Genomic DNA, 19188 nt, shown 5'->3' with positions numbered 1-19188 from the left:
AATGACAAAGTTTACCCCGTCGCTGTATCTGTGGGGAACCTGTTTGATACACTTTTCCTAACACCTGTGCTTGTTTCATGAGACTTTCGGGAATACAAAGAGAGAGGTGATTTGTATGAATTGGAACAATCAGCTGGCCGGGAAACCGGTATGGGCTGGCGGAATATCCAATCGGGAAGCCAAAGAACGGACCGCCGCCAGAGTGAGCGGATATGTTGAAGATCAGCAGGTGATTGGCGTCGGTTCCGGGTCGACGGCTTTCATTGCTCTGGAAAAGATCGCTGAACGGGTAAAGAACGAGGGGCTGGACGTTTATGCCGTACCGACATCGAAAGAAGCGGAGATGAACTGTGCCTTGTTCGGCTTAAAGACGACAACATTGACAGCTGCAAAGCCCGACTGGGGTTTTGACGGAGCGGATGAGGTAGACAATGCCGGCCGGTTGATCAAAGGAAGGGGCGGAGCGTTATTCGCTGAAAAACTCGTGATGGCAAGCTCCCCTAAAACGTATATTTTAGTGGATGAAAGTAAATATGTTCAGAAACTCGGTGAAAAGTATGCTGTTCCTGTTGAAGTGGATCCGAGGGCTGTGCATCTTGTAGAAACAAAGCTTCAGGAATTCCCTTGTGTGGACATTCAGCTGCGGATGGCGGCGGCGAAAGACGGCCCCGTGCTCACGGAAGCAGGAAATCTCCTGCTGGAAGTGCGGTTCCAACACATTCATGATGAGTTGGAAAAAGAGCTCAGTGCCATCCCTGGAGTTATAGAAACAGGACTGTTCATTGGGTATCCCGTGGAAATTTTAACGGTTTGACGCCCATTTTACTTATATTTGTTGGTAACTCGTAATACTTTTTCTATAATAGTAGTAAATCCTTATTCAAAGGGGAATTCATTATGGGACTGCCAAATAGGATTGCTTACCAGGATCATCGCTACCCTCATGTTGTACTTGCGCCGATTGGGAAAAAGAACAAACATATTCGTTCCATCGGACATAAATTTGAACGGGGGTTATTATCCAGGCTTAACGATGCAATTGTGGATCATATCGGCAGGAAGTCTCTGGACACAACGTCCATCCAGAATTATCTCGGACTAACCGGAGATGCAGTTCTGCCTGTAGCTTTTCAAAAGGAAGAGAGGATCCATCCACATTTGCTGCGCCCAGAATTATTTTTATGGAAGTCCCTGCCTGAAGAACATGGACTACCTTTAAAAGATCAATATTTATATAACACAGATTTCACTCAGCTGTCCGCAGACCAGTTGTATGACCATGTCGGGGAAGTGCTGGATGATTATCTGTTTCTTTCTCACATCAGCACGGAAAGTCGTGAAGACTGGCTTGATAAAATAGCAGATGCGTTTCACCGGCATCCGATGGTCCAGCTTTTTCATCAAAAGCGCGACGTCATCGATGCGGTCGAAACAATGAATCAATCCTCACTCATTTCTGTGCTGAACTATCCTGAGGACATCGCATATTGGAGGCACCGTGTCGAAATCGTCATGCGCCCGTTCCGAGCTCTTCCACAGGCGTGGGTCGAGCAGGAACAAGGCAGCTGCCCCCATTCAAAATGTTTACAGTTCGATGCCGGGGAGAAAACGATCTGCTGCTACTGTGAAACGTGTGATTTCTGTCTTTATTATGACACGGTGGAAGATATGGTCCGTTTTCCTGAAGAGTTTGATGTGGAACGGGCAGCCAAGCGCACATCGACGATTGAGCAGCAGTTCAATGACATAGCGATACAGAACAGCAGGCTTCTCGAGCAGCTTGGCCAATTGAGAGCTTTGAAAAAACAGCTCAACACCGCAAGGAAATCCCTTGATGAAAGCCTGGCTGTCGTCAGCCGTATCGAAAAGTATCAGCGCAGAAAAGACGACCTGTCCGCCTATCCTTTACTGGACATGTATGACAAATTAAGCCGGGTGCATATTCCGGAGAAGCGGACCGATTCAGAGCTGCTGTGGCTGGCAGGTGTCCAGCTTCATGATGTCCGTATTCTTAAGGAGTTGAACCGCTGGCAGAAGGTCGTGCCGGAGCATGTCTACCCGAATACCCGGCATGTCCTTGAGGAACTGAAGGCGCGTCTCGAAGAAGTCCGCTACAATGATGAGGATATCATTCTGACCATCAAAGGAAGGTCCATCACTTATGCGGATACTCAGCAGATTCTTGACCTCATCTATTATTATGGCAGTGAATATCCGGTGCACACCCTGGTCCAGATGCTCGCGGGCAAGCCGACGAACAAATTAAGAAGTCTCTATCTTCATGAAACACGCTGGTTTGGTCTGTTATCGAGCTGGCCGGAAAAGCATATTCAGCGGTTGTTCACCCAGCTGGAAAAGCAGGGCTGGCTGATGAAGCAGCAGAAGGGTTATGCAATCAGTGATTATGCAGAGGAAGTTATGTAGAACAACGTTTTTTCATAAGAAAGACCTGCTTGTAAGGGCAGGTCTTTCTTTTCTGCATGCAGCTGAATCGTAAGCGTTTACTTGTGCTATAATTCATGTACAGCCAAGGTTCCGTCTTCCCTAGTGTATTCATCACGAGGCACGGGGAGAACAGGAAAACGGATAGTTTAAAGGAGGCCGCATACAAATGAAATCCATCTACCACAAAGCACTCGGGGAGCAGTTCCATAACCTTCATCCTGAGCTGCAGAAAAAATACGGATTAACGAGTAAGCAGAATCTTATGGTCCTTGGACAGGGCAGAATGACGGAAATCCGAGGAACTCCGGCGTTCGTTAGGCCGCTGATGAGTGCGGGGGTGAAGGATCACCTTCTCTTCAGAGAGCGTGGAAAAGATGTGCCGTTTACCCTCGAAAATTACGTCTATGAAGATGAAGAGGGCAGAGAAACGATCAGTTGGATCCGCCGCTTCTTTTTCCCATATGCCATCCGCGGTTTTGATTCTGCTGCGAGGTATGATGAAGAAAAACAGTGTCTTGTCGATCATCTTGGCCGTTCGGGCCTGGTAGAGGCAGAATTTGATCTTCACGTTACTTCAGAAGGCGGATTGTATATGGAGTCAAGAACGAATCATGTGGGAGGAGTGCTGGGCATGACCGGGCCTGTGACGTCCGTATATGAACATTATGAAGAAAAAGAAGGGGCGACACGGGTGCACGTCCATACAGAAGACCCTGTCCTCGGAACGCTCTTAATGTATGAAGGGCTTGTTCACACAGAATTCCTCCCGATGACGTTCCGCAATATCCCACAGCGTGGAGTACTTGACTAAAGGAGGTCCCACTCATGACCCAGCAACCGCCGAAAGGCAGTGAAGGCGTGCATACGGATTTTTCCGATCGGATGACTTATGGAGAATATTTACGTTTAGACCAGCTGCTTGATGCGCAGAAGCCGCTTTCTTCCCATCATGATGAAATGCTCTTTATTATGATCCATCAGGTGAGTGAAATATGGATGAAGCTGATGCTTCACGAACTCCAGGCAGCCATCCGGTCGATTCAACATGACGACATGCAGCCGGCTTTTAAAATGCTTGCCAGAGTCTCCAGTATTCAGAAGCAGATCATCCAAGCATGGGACGTACTGGCGACGATGACCCCGTCAGAATACATGGAATTCCGGGATCACCTCGGCCAGGCTTCGGGGTTTCAATCCTACCAGTACCGGATGATTGAGTTTGCTCTTGGGTATAAAACGAATGCTGTATTGAAGATTTACCGGAAAGATAAAGATCTTCACAATCGACTGGAAAAGGCCTATAAAAAGCCCAGCTTGTATGATGTGACACTTGAGCAGCTGTCCAAAGCAGGTTTTGATCTCGATCCACAGGTGCTGAACAGGAATTATACCGATGTGTATGAGCAGAACCCTTCGGTTGAAGCCGCCTGGGCAATGGTCTACAAAGATGTAGATCAGTATTGGCATCTGTATCAGCTGGCTGAGAAGCTTGTCGACTTGGAGGACAGCCTCCAGCAGTGGCGTTTTCGTCATATGAAGACAGTGGAACGGATCATCGGCCATAAAAAAGGGACAGGAGGATCCTCGGGGGTCGGCTACTTGAAGAAAGTTCTGGATCACCGCTTTTTCCCTGAGCTCTGGGACGTCCGCACCCACTTTTAATGTCAGAATAGGCTGAATATATCTGATTAATTAAATGATTGTTACATTTGTGTTACAATAGGTTGTGTGACTAATAGATAAAGAGGGAAGAATTATGAGACAACCTATTTTATATATATCACTGCTGGTCGTTTTAGTTGTATCAGGATGCTCATTTATCGCAAAAGCTAATGAAAATGATTCTAAACCATCTGATGAAACAGAACCAATGTACGATATCGATATGAAGACGGAACTCGTGGAGCATAATGAATACCACATAACCATCCACTATCCGCAGACAACCAACCATCAATTGAATCAGACGATTTTCGATTACGTCAATCAACAGAAGGCCGACTTTAAACAGGCCAGCTATCAGAATAAACAATCCGTGGAGGCTTCTGAATCCCATGAGCTTCACGTGGACTTTGAGATGCTCTATCAGGATCACCGTTTCTTCGTAGTCCGCTTCATAGAAACGATGGATGTAGGCGGAAACGAGGTTATCCAAAACCAGACCGTCATGAATTTTGATAAGAAGGACGGACGCAGGCTTGAGCTGGACAAGCTGCTCAAGAATGATCCGGAAGTACTTGATGAACTGGCTGCATTGACAGAAGAAGCAATGAAGGAAGAAGAAGTCGCCACCCATTACCATCTACCTCTTCACGTGAATAAGGGAACATTTGAAGATGTGGCCCTTACCAAAGAAGGGGTGAGGGTCTATCTTCAGGCGGAGGACGGCACATTGGGATATGTACTGGTCGAACTTGAAGAAGGGCAGGATCTCATTCGGAAAGAATTTGTAGAAGCTTTGGAATCCGCTTCCGACGCATCGGAAACATCTTCTTCAGAGCAGGAGCAAAGCCCCGTGGAGGCTGTTTCAACGGATGACCTTGGGGTGGAAACCGGAGAAAAGAGAGCTGCTCTCACTTTTGATGACGGTCCTCATCCAACATGGACAGTGGATATTCTCAACCTTCTGGAGAAGTATGACGCCAAAGGCTCGTTTTTCATGATCGGAAAACGGGTGTCCTATTACCCGGAAACGGCCCGGATGGTGGCTGAGCAGGGTCATGAAATCGGAAATCATACGTGGGATCATCCCCGCCTCGCCCGGTTAAATCCGGAAGAGGTGGATGAGCAGATCCTCGCTGCCCAGGACGTGATCAAGCAGGCCGCGGGAGTAGAAACGGCTGGATTGAGACTGCCGTTTGGCGAGAATCCTCCAAAGGCTTATAAAGGCGATTGGAATACGGTTCCATGGACGCTCTATTCCGAAGAGTGGAGCGAACAGGAGCCGGAGGAAATAGCGGAAGAGATATTTTCACAGGCAGAGGATGGTTCAGTGATTCTTCTCCATGAATTAGAGAGCCGGACCCCTGAAGTCGTAGAGCTTGTGTTGGAACAGTTAACTTCCCAAGGGTTTCAATTTGTGAAAGTCAGTGATCTTCCATCATAAAAAAAGACGGGTAGATGAACATCGTGTTCGTCTACCCGTTTTTGTATGTTTTCTAGTCCTCATTCAGCTCATCTTTGATGAAACGGCCCCATTGTTCGAATTCAACGAGAAAGCCGTCGTGACCATAATCCGTAGGGATATGCCTGTGGACGGCCTTCGGTGCCGCCGATGAAAAAGCGGAAATCAGCTCTTCAGGATACAGCAGGTCGTGTTCAAAACTGAACGTGATCAAGTCTGCTTTATACTGAGCGGCGGCCGCTTTCCACCCTCCCCGGTTCCTCCCGATGTCATGGTTATTCATTGCATCAAGCAGGTACAGGTAGCTGTTCGCGTCAAACCGTTCTTTGATTTTATCTCCCTGATAATCCAGGTAGGACTGAATTTCATAAGTGTCTCCTCCATTGGACCGGTCAAACCTTTTTTCAAAAAGAGCAGGGCTTCTGTAAGTCACCATGCCGGTCATCCGCGCAATTTCAAACCCCTGCAGGGACTCATTCGTCGTGTAGTTCCCGTCTTGGAAAAAAGGATCGTTTTTAATGGCTTTCGCCCCGATATGATTGAAGGCGATGCCGTAATCACTCAAGTAGGGGGTGGCAGCCATAATCAGCAGCTTCTCCATAAAGTCAGGGTAGAGGAGCCCCCACTCATACGCCTGCATACCTCCAAGCGATCCTCCCGCAACAGCTTTGACCTGATGAATGCCCATCTTTTTTAAAGCCTCATACTGGGCACGCACCATATCCCGGATGGTCACTTTAGGGAAATGCTGACGGAATGGTCTGCCTGTATCCGGATTCATACTGGCGGGACCTGTAGACCCGTGACAACCTCCCAGAACATTGAAAGTAATCACTTGGAACAGGGAGGTGTCGATTGGCTCCCCCTCCCCGATTAATCCTGCCCACCAGCCGGGCTGCTCTTCAGTACCCACAGCTGCCTGGTTCCCGGTTAAAGCGTGGCAGACGACAATGACGGGAGCATGAGACGGGCCGGTGCGTTCGTAAGCCAGTTCGACGGATTCCAGCCGTCCGCCGGATTCGAAATGGAAGGGTCCCAGTTCAATCGTTTCCAAAGCTGCTGTCTGGCTGGCGGGGTTTTTTAAAGACATGCTTTCATTCTCCTTTCTGGCCATTATACAGTGACGAGTGTTTGAGATAAGTGGTGTCCTGAGCGGATCGAAACGATCGTGTCGTAAAGGCTCGCACCGGATAGGATTTGTTCATTTTTCAGGGAAGAAGCAGTTTTGGACCAGAGGACCGATGGATTCGCCGACCGGGCCAGATCCGTTTGGTTTTCTCCAAGGGTTTCAAAGTAAAGAATATCGAAAGCTGGATCGTTCTGTTCCAGAATGTCTTCCACCTTTGAAAAAGTAGTCACATCAAAACCGAACCGCTCCAACTTGGAGGCTTCCTCCTGCAGGCCTCCCGGCTGATCAGGAATGACGCCGATCGTTTTCCGGCGGATGTTCCCATTGGACCGGTCGAGAGAGGAACGGAGAACGGTCTCCGCTGGATGAGGCTGTTTCTTATAAGGGCGGCTGTATCCATTGGCCTTTTCTATGGCTTGATCCAAGTCCTGTATAAGATCAGTCACAGATTCCAGACCAACCGACAAGCGGACAAGTTCTTCGGAAACACCGGACTTTTTCAAGTTCTCCTCATTCAACTGCTGATGGGTGGTGGATGCCGGATGGATGATCAATGATTTCGCATCACCCACATTAGCTACGTGGGACCAGAGTGTGGAGTGATCGATCAATTTACGACCGGCTTCGCGTCCCCCTTTGATTCCGAAGACAACCATGGATCCGGCTCCGCCTTTCAAATACTTTCGGGCAAGGTCATGAGTAGGGTGATCCGGCAGTCCAGGGTAATTCACCCAATCCACCCCTTCATGGTTCTGCAGGTAGGCAGCAATTTCATATGCCTGCTCTGCATGCTTTTCGATTCTCAGGTGAAGCGTTTCAAGTCCCTGCAGGAGCAGGAAGGCGTTCTGGGGGCTCAGGCAGGCGCCGATATCTCTCAAAATCTGAACACGGAGCTTAACCGCATAGCCGGCAGGTCCAGCATCAATACCGAAGCGGATGCCGTTGTAGCTTTCATCAGGCTCAGTAAAACCCGGGAATTTTTCGTGATTCCAGTCAAAACGCCCGCTGTCTACGACAATACCGCCGATAGCTGTACCATGGCCCCCGATCCACTTCGTTGCGGAGTGGACAACGATATCGGCTCCCCAGGCGATCGGTTTGCATACATAAGGGGTGGCGAAGGTGTTGTCGACAATCAAGGGAATGTGATGGGCGTGGGCAATATCCGCTACCGCTTCAAAGTCCAGCACATTCAGGCTTGGGTTCCCGATGGTTTCAGCAAAAATCGCTTTCGTTTCAGGTGTAACAGCTTCCTCAAAGGCATTAGGATCGTTCCCATCTACGAAAACAACGTTCACACCATAGCGGGGAAGGGTGTGGACGAATAAGTTATACGTACCTCCGTACAAGTTGGAGGAAGTGAGGATGGTATCTCCGGCTCCGGCAACGTTCAGGACGGCCATCGTAATTGCCGCCATCCCGGAAGCTGTAGCGACAGCAGCGGCACCGTCTTCCAGAAGGGCAACACGCTGCTCAAATACATCGACCGTCGGGTTTGTGATTCTGGAATAGATGTTCCCTGGTTCGGCCAGGGCGAATAGGTTCTGGGCATGATCGGTATCATTAAATACATATGACGTTGTCTGATAGATGGGAACAGCACGCGATCCTGTTGCTGGATCAGCTTCCTGTCCACCGTGAAGCAGCTGTGTTTCATCACCGTATACATGATTTGAATTGGTCATTGTTTCATTCCTCCTTATGATTTCCAGGACATCCTGATCCTCGGTGTAGAGGGAAAAAGAAAAACCCTCTTCTGTAAGTAAGAAGAGGGCTTTTATGTATGCTTACCTCCCCTTATCTTTCAGATCATCTGATCTGTAGGATGTAGCACCTTTTCAAGTTTTCCTTGAAGGTTGCCGGGCGTCTCAGGGCCTAGTCCCTCTGCCGCTCACGATAAGAGTTTTCAATATTTAATTTATCTGACTTGTTTGAAATTATAAAGGGGTCCAGCTCTCTTGTCAATTCCCAGCTTGAAACAAGGGTGTTTAAATCTATAATAGGGCGGGAATGGATAATTAAGTCTATGTTGAAGGAGATGTTTTCATGAAGGAATATAGTGTAGTACCAAATAAAGATGTAACCGGATGGTTCGTAAAAATTGAGGACGTAGCTCCGACAGATTTATTTGATGAGCGTGATACAGCTGTAGAAAAAGCGGAAGAAATCGCGAAACAGAACAAACCGAGCCGCTTGTACATCCTTGACCAGAATCACGAAGTTGAAGAAGAGCGTACCTTTTAAAAAATCCCCGTCCAGGGGATTTTTTTATGGCTTCCTATGCTTGTTTTCCTGTGGCTGTAGTTTTTTTGCGTGAAACCGATTATGATGGGACACAGGTTGAGAAAGAAAGGAAGGACCGGAATGAATCATACATATGACGTGATCATTACAGGAGCCCGGGCAGCTGGGGCAAGTCTGGCTGTCCTGCTCGGGAAAATGGGGAAGCGTGTCCTGTTGATCGATAAAGCCGCGTTTCCGAGTGACACACTGTCTACTCACTTTATGTCCCATACCCGCTTCCTTGAGGAACTGGGCATCCTTCATAAACTGGAGAAGACCGGTTTGAGAAAAGTGAGCCGGATGCGGACGTATATCGGCCAAAGTTTTATAGAAGGACCGAGAGCGGATTATACGATTATACCTAAACGAGATGTCCTGGACCCTCTTCTGATCGAGCAGGCCGAGGCGTTGAGTTCCGTCACTTTTATGCCGCGTACGTCAGCAAGAGGTTTGATCAGAGAGGACGGGCGCGTTGCCGGGCTTCACCTTGAAACAGAAGGGGAAGCGTGGGAGGCCTGTGCAGCGTGGGTGGCCGGAGCGGATGGAAAGAACTCGAACATCGCTGCCTGGACGGAAGCAGAGAAGTATCGGGAAACGAAGCCTCTCCGTCCGGTCTTATACGGTTATTACACAGGCGTGGAGCCGTTAAGCGAACCTGTAACGGAGATTTTCCTGCATGAAGGACGAATCGGCTTTGTATTTCCAATGGAGGAAAACCGGGATTGTCTCGGTATTGAAATCCACCCTGGGGAATTTACGGACATGATGAAAGCGCCGCAGGATACATTTGAACAAACGTTTAATCAATTTTACGGAATGAAGAAAAGGATGGAAGGGGCAGTTCTGCAGGGAAAGATTATCGGAACCCCCGGAATGCCGAACTTTTTCAGGAATGCTTATGGAGAGGGCTGGGTCCTCCTTGGAGATGCTGGTCACAGTAAAGATCCAAGTACGGGGCTTGGAATCAATGATGCGTTTCTACAGTCCTTTCTGCTGGCCGATGCTTTTCAGCAGATGGATGAAGGGGTGGATTGGAAAACAGCCCTGGATCGTTTTCAGAGTCGAAGGGATGAACAGCTGCTGCCGGGATTTCAGCTGACATTGGATTATATTCAATCGCTCCGGAAGTGGACAGACAACGAAATGGCATTGTTTCAAACCATCGCCGCCAACCCTATGGCGTGGAATAAGCTGATGCCTCATATGGGACGGCATTTGAAAGAAGACACCAAGGATTTCCCTCTTTTTTATCAATCGGTGGAAGGGGAAGCTTCCTCCTTCGGTTTCAGGAAGGATTAACTTCCTTTGAAGGCGAAATGGTTAAGAGAGGTGATGAGAAGATGGAATGGTCGAAAACATCAGCTTTCGAAAAGCTGCAGGAAATTTATACAGATAAAGTGATGCAGGACGAAAAAAGAAGAATCTTCCAAATGGTGTACCGCCATCTGCATGGCCATCTTGACGATCTTGCTGTGGAAACAGGTCTGACAGAAAAAGCTGAAAAACAATTGAAGTTTTTTAAAGAATACACGTTTATGCCGGGCGATAATCTTTTTCAGTCGATGCGCTGGGTCTTTTTGGTCGCCCGTGGAGAAAAACCGAGGGAAGCAGAAGAAACGAGGGATCACTTGAACCGGATTTACCGTTCGTTGTATCAGCCGGCCGGCTTGAAGAATCCGGCCATTCCTGAGACTTTCTGGGAAACGCCTCTCGGTGTCGCCTGTTTGGTGGCAGAAGAAGGAGTCGAGGCGGTTTATCCGATTCTTGATGAAGTTCTTGAAGTCGAAAAAATATAGGATGAATGGGGTTTTCTGCAAAGGAAGCCCAAGAGAAGGGGAGGGTCAAGGATGGAACATTATGAAGTGACGATTATCGGTGCAGGCCTTGCAGGAATAACAGCCGCGCGCCGTTTGATGAAGCAGGGACGTACAAATATCATGCTTGTCGATAAAGGGAAAAGTGTCGGGGGACGCCTCGCCACCCGCCGGATTGCGGGCGGCAGAGCGGACCACGGGGCCCAGTTTTTCACGGTCCGTACAGAAGAACTTGAAGAAGAAGTCCAGCACTGGGTGGAGGCCGGATGGGTAAAGGAATGGTTCGGTGACGACCACCCGCGGTACACGGCTGTAGACGGAATGAATGCTTTTGCCAAGCAGCTTGCTGAGGGTATCCCCACTTTATTGGAAACAAAGATCGAGAAATTATTAGAAAATGACGGGGGATACAGGGTCTACAGTGCAGACGGTTCTGAATGGCAGACGGACAGTCTGTATTTGACGATGCCTGTGCCCCAGGTTCTGGAGCTCTTCAGAAACAGTACCATGAGCATGCCTGAACCTGTGAGAAAACAATTGAAAGGGATCCTGTTTGAGCCAACGTATGTGGGATTGTTTGAATTCAACAAGCCTACAGAACTTCCTGAGCACGGCCATTTGGATCAAGACCTTCCTGAAGGTGTGGAACGGATTGTCGATCATAGTAAAAAAGGAATTTCCGAAGATGTGATCGTCAGTGTCTACATGACAGCAGACTGGTCCAGAAAATACTACGGTGAAGATTATGTCATGTCTCTGGTGAAAGAAAAGGCGGAGAACTATCTTCCATGGGACGACCTGGAGTCGGAGCAGTTGAAGCGGTGGAGGTATGCCCAGGCGAAGAAAGTTGTGAAGGAGTCCTGTCTTGATGTGAATGGAGACGGCAGACTCATCCTCGGAGGAGACGCGTTCCTCCGCCCGAATGATACAGCCGGCCGGACCCGTTTTGAAAGTGCCTATTTGTCAGGGAAAGATGCTGCTGCCCATCTGCGCTGGTAGAAAAAGTTCGTCCTATCCAGTTAGAGTTGTCCGCATGTCATGTTGAGGGGGGGCACGTTCCGCTTATCGGTGGATGCCTGCCGCGGGCACGGCCTCCGCTGACTTGGTCAAGAAAACCATTGGACCAAGTGGGTCTTCGGCTCGCGGGCTCGTCCGCGGAAAGGGAAGGGGCTTCCGCTCCGGGCGGCAGGAAAGAAAAAAGCTTGTAAAGAAACAGAAGCTCCTCTACAAGGTGAAAGGTGTTCTCTCTAAGAGAACACCTTTTTATGTGACTTTCGGTTCGTATTTCTTCATGCGCTTCATGCGGGCCATCGTATAGACGGCAAGTCCTGCCCAGATGAATGTAAAGGCGACGCCATGCACCGATGTGAATGGTTCGTCGTAGAGGAATACACCGATGAACAGCATAATCGTTGGCGCGAAATACTGTAAAAAACCCACCATGGAAAGCGGAATCCGTTTGGCCCCCGCTGAGAATAAAAGTAACGGTACAGCGGTCACGACTCCGGCGCCGAAGACAAGGAGTGCTGTGAGCAATCCCCATTCTACGGATGCCCCCTGCCCGCTTAGCTGCTGGAGCAGGAAGAAAAGCGCAGCTGGTGTAACGATGAACGTTTCAATGGTCAACCCAAACATGGCGTTCAACGGCACCAGTTTTTTAAGCAGGCCGTATGTTCCGAAGCTGAAGGCCAAGAGCAGGGCAAGCCAGGGGACGGAGCCGAACTTTAGTGTCATATAAAGGACGCCTGTTCCAGCGAGAGCGAAAGCGAGCCACTGGGCTTTCGAGAAGCGTTCCTGAAGGAAAATCATGCCGAGCAGAATGCTGACCAGCGGATTAATGTAATAGCCGAGGCTGGCTTCAACCACGTGGTTGGTATTGACAGCAAGTATGTAGGTCACCCAGTTGATACTGATGGTCACAGATGCCAGTGTCATTCCGATCATCTGCCGCTTATTCTTTAAAATCCGTCGGCATTCTTTGAAAAACGCCTGCTGTTTTTGAAGAACCAAAATGATCAGCGTCATAAAAACAAACGACCAGACGATGCGGTGGGCAAGAATCTCAAAGGCGGAAATTTCCTGAATCCATTTCCAGTAAATCGGAAGAATGCCCCATAGAATATAAGCTCCGGATGTATAGATGATTCCTAGTTTTTGATCATTTTCCATCTCTGTCCTCCTTTCCATAAAAAACTGTTCGATGTACGTCCGAATCATTATAGCACCATTTGCAGAACAGAATGGAAAGAAAAGGCCTGAAGTGCCTCCTTTTCCCTTGAAATCGAAAAGGGTGCGCTTCAGGGCCACCTATGAAGAGGAACGGTTCTGAGATGATCAAAAAGTACAGGCCGGCCAATGGCCTCTCCGGAAGATACGGGCGGCTGACCAATGGCGGTGATCTGGAAGCATGAGAAAAGCTTGTAGATAAACACATGGTTTCTCTACAAGCGGTAAAACGTTTGTCATTGATTACGGCGTGTCCTGCGGCCGGTCTGCATCACCAAGGTTTTGAAACGGGAGTTCCGCATGGTTGTCGATTGCTATTCTCAGAAGCGGCTGATCGGCTGGTCCTTCCATGACAGAACCATCATAGGAAAAGCGGGACCCATGACACGGGCAGTCCCAGGAATGTTCCGCACTGTTCCATTCGACTTCACATCCAAGGTGGGTACAGGTGGTATCCAGGACGTGAAGCTGTCCCTCCTCATCCCTGAATGCACCTGCCCTCTGTCCTTTCCACTGGACAACCATTCCTTCCCCTTTCTTTAAACGGTTCGGTTTATCTTCCACCAGTTCGACTTTTCCTTCCACCAGGTGGGCGGCTACATCGAAGTTCTGGGAAATGAACTGCTTCATACTTGGATCTGACTTGAAACGGGATGGTTTGAAAAGCTCGTGGAACAAGGAGGTTTCCCCGCATACATAATCGGTAATCAGCTGGGCAGCGAGTGTTCCATTGGTCATGCCCCATTTTCGAAAACCGGTCGCAATAAAAATCCGGTCGTTTTTCCGGGTGATCGGTCCGATATAAGGAACCTTATCGAGCGTCGTCAAATCCTGGGCAGACCATTGGAAGAGCTTCTTCCTGATGCCGAACGTCACGGCAGCAAACTCCTCCAGCGCCCGGTAGTGGAAGCTTGTATCGATCCCCTGACCGGTCTTATGACTTTCTCCACCGATGATCAGAACATTCTTTCCGTTGTACTCAGCCGTGCGGATCGAACGTTTCGGTTCGTCGATGGACAGGTACATGCCCGCAGGAACTTCACGCTCAGGTTCGACAGCGATCACGTAGGATCTTTCCGCATACATGCGGGAAAAGTACAGGCCTTTTCCATCATAAAAAGGGAAATGGCTGCAGGAGACCATTTTCTCGCAGGCCACGACGGACCCGCCGCCGGTTTTAATTTCAAGGCGGTCTTTTTCAGTAACGTCAACCGCTTTCGTCTGTTCGTAAATTTCTCCTCCAAGTCTCACAAATTCCTCAGCGATGGCTTTCAGATATTTCACAGGGTGGAACCGGGCCTGGTTTCTCATGCGGAGTGTCTTTTCAGCATCCATGCTGAAAGGGAGCGTATGACCTGTACCACCGGGAATGTCCAGCGTCTGATAGGCTTCGTACTCCTTGTCCAGTTTCAATGCTCCTTTAGAGGTGGTTGCGAATAAAAAAGCGTCTTCTTCCGCCCAGTCGCAAGCGATATTGTACTTATCGACCCATTCTTTCATCGTTTGGAGAGCCTTTGTCTGTGCCTGGTAATAAAGGGAGGCGGACTCCTCACCAAAGTGTTTAATCAACTCGTGATAGATTAATCCGTGCTGGGCCGTTACTTTGGCTGTTGTATGTCCGGAGGTGCCGTTGATCAATCGGTCCGCTTCCAGAAGAATGACTTTTCTCCCGGTTTTAGCGAGCAGATAAGCCGTCGTTATTCCGGTCATACCACCGCCGATGACAGCGACTTCCGCAGATGTATCTTCTTTTAACGGTTCATAGGAAGACAAGGATGTATCTTCTCTCCATAGTGGTTCAGGTTGTGTCCACTGTTCATAATGTGTCATAGAAACCCTCCTGAGAGATGCTTTTCTTACAGTGTTTCCTTTCCTTACCAAATCATGTATCTGGAAAAAGTATAAGTTTTCGACAATCGCATGACATAATGAGGCTGCAGGCTTCTACCTGATCCCTGTATGGAAACTTTTGTAGTATAACCAGTGGGTATATGGAATCAGATGGAAGTGATAAACAGGATGGAAGTATGTGTGGCACGGCAGCCGATTTTGACGGTGGATGACGTATGAGCTTCTATACCGGAGTAGGGAGGAGAACAAGTTTGTGCCCATGGATGAGAACAAGGCAGCATCGGACGTGCTGATGAACAGTTTCGTTACAATCGGACTGGATCGGTTGTCCAATGATAAGCCCTGCTTTATTAATTTCATGGAGGACCTGTTGTTTTAAAAAATACCGGAATACTTCGACCCTGAAGAATTGGTCGTTGAGATCCTTGATGAAGTGTCATTCAGTTTCGAGATGATCCAGGTGTGCCGTGAGTTGAAATCAAAAGGGTACACCATTGCTCTTGACGACGTTATCGATCCGGAAAGGGCCTTTATTTTCGAACTGCTTCATTACGTGGATAACCGTATGGTTACAGAAGAGAACCGCTGCCACTTGCAGAAGGGATTAAAGAAGTTGATTTTGAGTGGCTGGAGCGGCTCTTTCATGAACATTTCAATGAACTTAAGGACGGAGACGATGTGGAAGAACAAGAGTCTCTGTGATGAATATAGTAGGTAAGGGGGGAGCCTTTTCCCTCCTTTTTTGATAAACTATTAATGTAAACGCTTACAGAAAAGGAAAGGGGAAGGGTTATGAAAAAGACACATATGGAAACAAAGATGATTCACAATGAGCAGGCTGGACATAATGAAACAGGGAGCCTGACCACCCCGATCTATCAAACTTCTACATTTTCATTTGCTTCTGCTCAGGAAGGGGCACGCAGGTTTGCCGGTGAGGAGGAGGGCTATATTTATTCCAGGCTCGGCAACCCAACCGTCGCCCAGTTTGAAGAACGAATGGCTGCTTTGGAAGGTGGCGGGAAGGGACTTGCCTTTGCATCCGGTATGGCGGCTGTATCGGCCGTCCTTATTGCGCTTACAAAAGCCGGTGACCATATTGTCTGTTCCAATGGTCTGTATGGGTGTACGTACGGGCTGCTCAAGATGATGGAAGAGAAGTATGGGATTACTCATGACTTCTGTTCTATGGAGACAGAGGAGGATCTGAAGCAGACGATAACGGACCGGACGGCCTGTATTTTCGTGGAAACGCCGATCAATCCAACGATGAAAGTCATAGATTTGGAGATGGTGTCACGGACAGCCTCTTTGTCCCGCATCCCGGTTGTAGTTGATAATACGTTCTGCACGCCTTATCTTCAAAGACCGCTCGAACTTGGATGCGACGTTGTTGTTCATAGTGCAACGAAATATATAGGAGGACACGGGGATGTCGTAGCCGGTGTCGTCGTAGGGAGCCGGTCGTTTATGGAGAAGCTTGCTTCTTCCCAGCAGAAGGACATCGGCGGTATCTTATCTCCATTTGATGCGTGGCTGTTGATCAGAGGAATGAAAACGATGCACCTCCGCATGGATCGCCATAGTGCGAATGCGTCTGAAATAGCGGCTCGTCTGATTCGTCATCCGAGAGTGAAGCACGTGCATTATCCGGGCTTTGAGGATGACAGGCAGTCCGCGATTGTACAGAATCAAATGAAGGCCGGAGGGGGAGTCATCGCATTTGAATTGAACGGAGGACGGGAAGAAGCGGAACAATTCATCAACCGGTTGAACCTCATTAAGATTGCGGTCAGCCTTGGAGATGCCGAAACATTGATCCAGCATCCCGCTTCCATGACTCATGCGGTCGTTCCTGAAGAGCAGCGGAACGCCATGGGCATTCACGAATCGCTTATCCGTATATCCGTCGGACTCGAAGCCGTCGACGATATTTGGTATGATTTATATCAGTCCCTCTCGGAAGATTGATGAACGCGTCAAAGCCGTGACACCTGTCCGGCTTTTTTGTTTTGTTCGGCGTTTATCCTTTCCGGTGCAGGGAAAAGTAAAAGTAGCTTCATGAACAACCGTGAAACTAGCTTTAACATTTATAAAAACATAAAGGACGGTGCCGTATGTTTAAAAAATTATTCGGTAAAAAAAATGAAGAAGAGCAGCTGACTGCTCCTGTCAGCGGGAAAGTTGTCGCTCTTGATGAAGTGGACGACCCTGTATTCAGCCAGCGTATGATGGGTGATGGTGTTGCCATTGAACCTGCAGATGGAAAAGTGGTCAGTCCTGTATCCGGAGAAATCGTTCAACTGTTCCCAACCAACCATGCCGTAGGGATCAAAACGAAGTCCGGTGTTGAAGTCCTTGTCCACATCGGTCTTGAAACCGTATCAATGGAAGGAGAAGGTTTCGAAGGTCACGTGAAAGCTGGAGATCAGGTGAAAGCTGGAGACCATTTGATCACATTTGATATGGATCTGGTTAAAGAAAAAGCGAAAAGCACCATTACTCCTGTCATCATTACCAACTATGACGATATCATCGACTCTTTTGAACCATCGTACAGTGATCATGCAGAAGCTGGTCAGTCTACAGTGGCTGTCTTAACGACGAAGTAATAGGAAAAGCCTAAAATACCCTGGTGTTTTAGGCTTTTTTCTTTTTTATGCAGAAGATTTGAAGAAACAAAGCAATCTGCGTGGAGCAGCATGGCTGTCGGCTCGTATTCATCTGCTGGGATATGAATGGAAAATAGATAGAAAACGCTATATAATAGGTGGAAAGAATCAGGTGATAGGACGTATTTATACATAGAGGGGGATGACATTGACGGAGCGGGACGAGGAACTGAGAGAACTTGTAGAAGCAGAAGTACGTAAAAACAAAGAGAGTGTGGAAGGGGATCCTTACCGCCTCACGTACCACCATATGCCTGCAGCAGGATTGATGAATGATCCGAATGGATGGATCCAGTGGAACGGCACCTACCACTTGTTTTATCAGTGGATGCCTTTCCATACAGGCCACGGCGCCAAATTCTGGGGACATCGGACATCCAGGGATCTTATCCACTGGACGGAGCAAAAGCCTGCGCTTACGCCGTCCGAATGGTTTGATAAGGACGGGGCATTCTCTGGGAGTGCTGTTGTATCGGATGATCAGCTGCATCTTTTCTATACAGGAAATATAGATGGTGATGGAGACCCTGAAGAGGAGTATCAGTGCCTGGCCGTTTCGAGTGACGGGGTGACCTTCACGAAAAAAGGTGTCGTCGTGGAGCGTCCCGAAGGGTATACCAGTCATTTCCGGGATCCTAAAGTATGGCATCATGAAGGAAAGTGGTACATGGTTGTCGGGGCACAGACGGAAGCCAAGCAGGGGCAGGTGTTGTTATATCAATCACAGGACCTGGAAAACTGGGAGTTTATCGGACCTGCCGCAGGGAGTTTCCAAGGGCCGCTGCAAGCGTTCGGTTATATGTGGGAATGCCCGGATTTCTTTCATTTGAACGGCCGGGATGTATTGATTGTTTCTCCACAGGGGCTTGACCCGGATGGGATGGATTATGCCAACACTTATCAGAGTGGATTTTTCACCGGCAGTTTGGATTATGAGGCAGGGACCTTCGATCATGGCGCCTTCAAGGAACTGGACCGAGGATTTGAATTTTATGCGCCGCAGACGATGGAGGATGAGCATGGAAGACGCCTCCTTGTCGGATGGATGGGAGTGCCTGATCAATGGGAGGAGGCTCACCCAACGGTCGATAACCATTGGATCCATGCCCTGACCCTTCCGCGGGAATTGACATGGAGGGATGGACAGTTGATTCAGTCCCCGGTGGAGGAACTGCAGGAAATGAGAGGGCCGGTCCTTCTGCATTCGTCCATCACAATTGAAAATGATCAGAAAGCTGTGAGAGGAGTAGAAGGGCGGTCCATAGAGCTTAACCTTGAATTTGAAAAGCTCGGGGATCAGTTTGCGCTGGAATTCTACCAATATGCCTCCCTCAGCTATAGAAAAGGCATTCTTACTTTATCGCGTCCGCGTCTGGATGAGCATTCCAAAACGGAATTCCGGAGAGTCCGTCTTGAACGGTCATTGGAAAGCTTACGTATCTTTGCGGATACATCCAGCCTGGAAATTTTCGTGAACGGGGGCGAGGAAGTGTTCACCTCGCGGATCTTCCCTCAGCCGGAAGAAGAGCATATATTGTTTACTTCACTTGGGGAGAGCACCTTCTCCATTGAAAAGTGGAATTTGTCAGGGTGGACACTTGAGCAGGGATGAGGCTCTGTCAAGCTTCCTGAACACTATTTCTG

The 19188-nt window shown here is 48.7% G+C and carries 18 protein-coding genes and 1 riboswitch; of the genes, 14 read left to right on the top strand and 4 right to left on the bottom strand.

The genetic code is table 11. From position 1 onward, the window contains the following. The first annotated feature begins 115 nt into the window (after window positions 1-115). The 5 genes from rpiA (at window position 116) to ACXAGL_RS05525 (ending at window position 5551) form a co-directional block, all read left to right on the top strand. Window positions 116-814 (top strand): ribose 5-phosphate isomerase A, encoded by a 699-nt coding sequence (rpiA, locus tag ACXAGL_RS05545; protein WP_474990263.1) that lies wholly within the window; start codon window positions 116-118, stop codon window positions 812-814. A gap of 83 nt (window positions 815-897) precedes the next feature. Further along, window positions 898-2424 (top strand): RQC-minor-2 family DNA-binding protein, encoded by a 1527-nt coding sequence (locus tag ACXAGL_RS05540; RefSeq protein WP_474969852.1) that lies wholly within the window; start codon window positions 898-900, stop codon window positions 2422-2424. Between the two features lie 187 nt (window positions 2425-2611). Beyond that, entirely contained in the window at window positions 2612-3256 is a 645-nt protein-coding gene (locus tag ACXAGL_RS05535) for a DUF4166 domain-containing protein (protein ID WP_474969851.1), read from the top strand. A 14-nt stretch (window positions 3257-3270) separates the two neighbouring features. Then, on the top strand, window positions 3271-4107 hold the full coding sequence (gene kynA, locus ACXAGL_RS05530) for a tryptophan 2,3-dioxygenase (protein ID WP_474990261.1): 837 nt from the start codon (window positions 3271-3273) through the stop codon (window positions 4105-4107). A gap of 94 nt (window positions 4108-4201) precedes the next feature. Beyond that, complete coding sequence (locus ACXAGL_RS05525) at window positions 4202-5551, top strand: polysaccharide deacetylase family protein (RefSeq protein WP_474990259.1); 1350 nt, start codon at window positions 4202-4204, stop codon at window positions 5549-5551. A gap of 52 nt (window positions 5552-5603) precedes the next feature. On the opposite strand, the gene metX is transcribed toward ACXAGL_RS05525, so the two are convergent. Beyond that, complete coding sequence (metX, locus tag ACXAGL_RS05520; RefSeq protein ID WP_474969848.1) at window positions 5604-6659, bottom strand: homoserine O-acetyltransferase MetX; 1056 nt, start codon at window positions 6657-6659, stop codon at window positions 5604-5606. 23 nt (window positions 6660-6682) lie between these two features. Then, window positions 6683-8383 carry an O-acetylhomoserine aminocarboxypropyltransferase/cysteine synthase family protein gene (locus ACXAGL_RS05515; protein ID WP_474990257.1) on the bottom strand — a complete coding sequence of 567 codons (1701 nt, stop codon included), beginning with the start codon at window positions 8381-8383 and terminating at the stop codon, window positions 6683-6685. Between the two features lie 109 nt (window positions 8384-8492). Then, window positions 8493-8601, bottom strand: a riboswitch (SAM riboswitch). Between the two features lie 143 nt (window positions 8602-8744). Between ACXAGL_RS05515 and ACXAGL_RS05510 the strand changes: the two genes are divergently transcribed. The 4 genes from ACXAGL_RS05510 to ACXAGL_RS05495 all read left to right on the top strand — a co-directional run bounded on the left by ACXAGL_RS05510 (window position 8745) and on the right by ACXAGL_RS05495 (window position 11794). After that, window positions 8745-8942, top strand: coding sequence for a DUF2188 domain-containing protein (locus ACXAGL_RS05510; protein WP_027953364.1), 198 nt, complete (start codon window positions 8745-8747; stop codon window positions 8940-8942). A 120-nt stretch (window positions 8943-9062) separates the two neighbouring features. After that, on the top strand, window positions 9063-10280 hold the full coding sequence (locus tag ACXAGL_RS05505) for an FAD-dependent monooxygenase (protein WP_474969846.1): 1218 nt from the start codon (window positions 9063-9065) through the stop codon (window positions 10278-10280). Window positions 10281-10321: 41 nt separating this feature from the next. After that, window positions 10322-10777, top strand: coding sequence for a hypothetical protein (locus tag ACXAGL_RS05500; RefSeq protein WP_474969845.1), 456 nt, complete (start codon window positions 10322-10324; stop codon window positions 10775-10777). Window positions 10778-10828: 51 nt separating this feature from the next. Next, window positions 10829-11794, top strand: a complete 966-nt coding sequence (locus tag ACXAGL_RS05495; protein WP_474969844.1) for an NAD(P)/FAD-dependent oxidoreductase — start codon at window positions 10829-10831, stop codon at window positions 11792-11794. Window positions 11795-12058: 264 nt separating this feature from the next. Here ACXAGL_RS05495 and rarD read toward each other — a convergent pair whose 3' ends face one another. After that, window positions 12059-12964 carry an EamA family transporter RarD gene (gene rarD / locus ACXAGL_RS05490; RefSeq protein WP_474969843.1) on the bottom strand — a complete coding sequence of 302 codons (906 nt, stop codon included), beginning with the start codon at window positions 12962-12964 and terminating at the stop codon, window positions 12059-12061. 300 nt (window positions 12965-13264) lie between these two features. Then, complete coding sequence (locus tag ACXAGL_RS05485; protein WP_474969842.1) at window positions 13265-14851, bottom strand: FAD-dependent oxidoreductase; 1587 nt, start codon at window positions 14849-14851, stop codon at window positions 13265-13267. Between the two features lie 274 nt (window positions 14852-15125). Between ACXAGL_RS05485 and ACXAGL_RS05480 the strand changes: the two genes are divergently transcribed. The 5 genes from ACXAGL_RS05480 (at window position 15126) to ACXAGL_RS05460 (ending at window position 19156) form a co-directional block, all read left to right on the top strand. Continuing rightward, window positions 15126-15251: a hypothetical protein gene (locus tag ACXAGL_RS05480; RefSeq protein ID WP_474969841.1), complete on the top strand. Its 126-nt coding sequence runs from the start codon at window positions 15126-15128 to the stop codon at window positions 15249-15251. Between the two features lie 93 nt (window positions 15252-15344). Then, window positions 15345-15590 carry a hypothetical protein gene (locus ACXAGL_RS05475; RefSeq protein WP_474970817.1) on the top strand — a complete coding sequence of 82 codons (246 nt, stop codon included), beginning with the start codon at window positions 15345-15347 and terminating at the stop codon, window positions 15588-15590. Between the two features lie 74 nt (window positions 15591-15664). Then, window positions 15665-16843, top strand: a complete 1179-nt coding sequence (gene megL / locus ACXAGL_RS05470) for a methionine gamma-lyase (RefSeq protein WP_474969839.1) — start codon at window positions 15665-15667, stop codon at window positions 16841-16843. A gap of 146 nt (window positions 16844-16989) precedes the next feature. Then, window positions 16990-17484 carry a PTS sugar transporter subunit IIA gene (locus ACXAGL_RS05465; protein WP_281658899.1) on the top strand — a complete coding sequence of 165 codons (495 nt, stop codon included), beginning with the start codon at window positions 16990-16992 and terminating at the stop codon, window positions 17482-17484. Window positions 17485-17686: 202 nt separating this feature from the next. Next, complete coding sequence (locus tag ACXAGL_RS05460; protein WP_474990255.1) at window positions 17687-19156, top strand: glycoside hydrolase family 32 protein; 1470 nt, start codon at window positions 17687-17689, stop codon at window positions 19154-19156. Window positions 19157-19188: the final 32 nt, after the last annotated feature.

Source organism: Halobacillus sp. ABA4_118, assembly GCF_056160205.1.
Note: the sequence above shows the minus strand (reverse complement) of the source record. Positions and strands in the feature narration are given on the sequence as shown.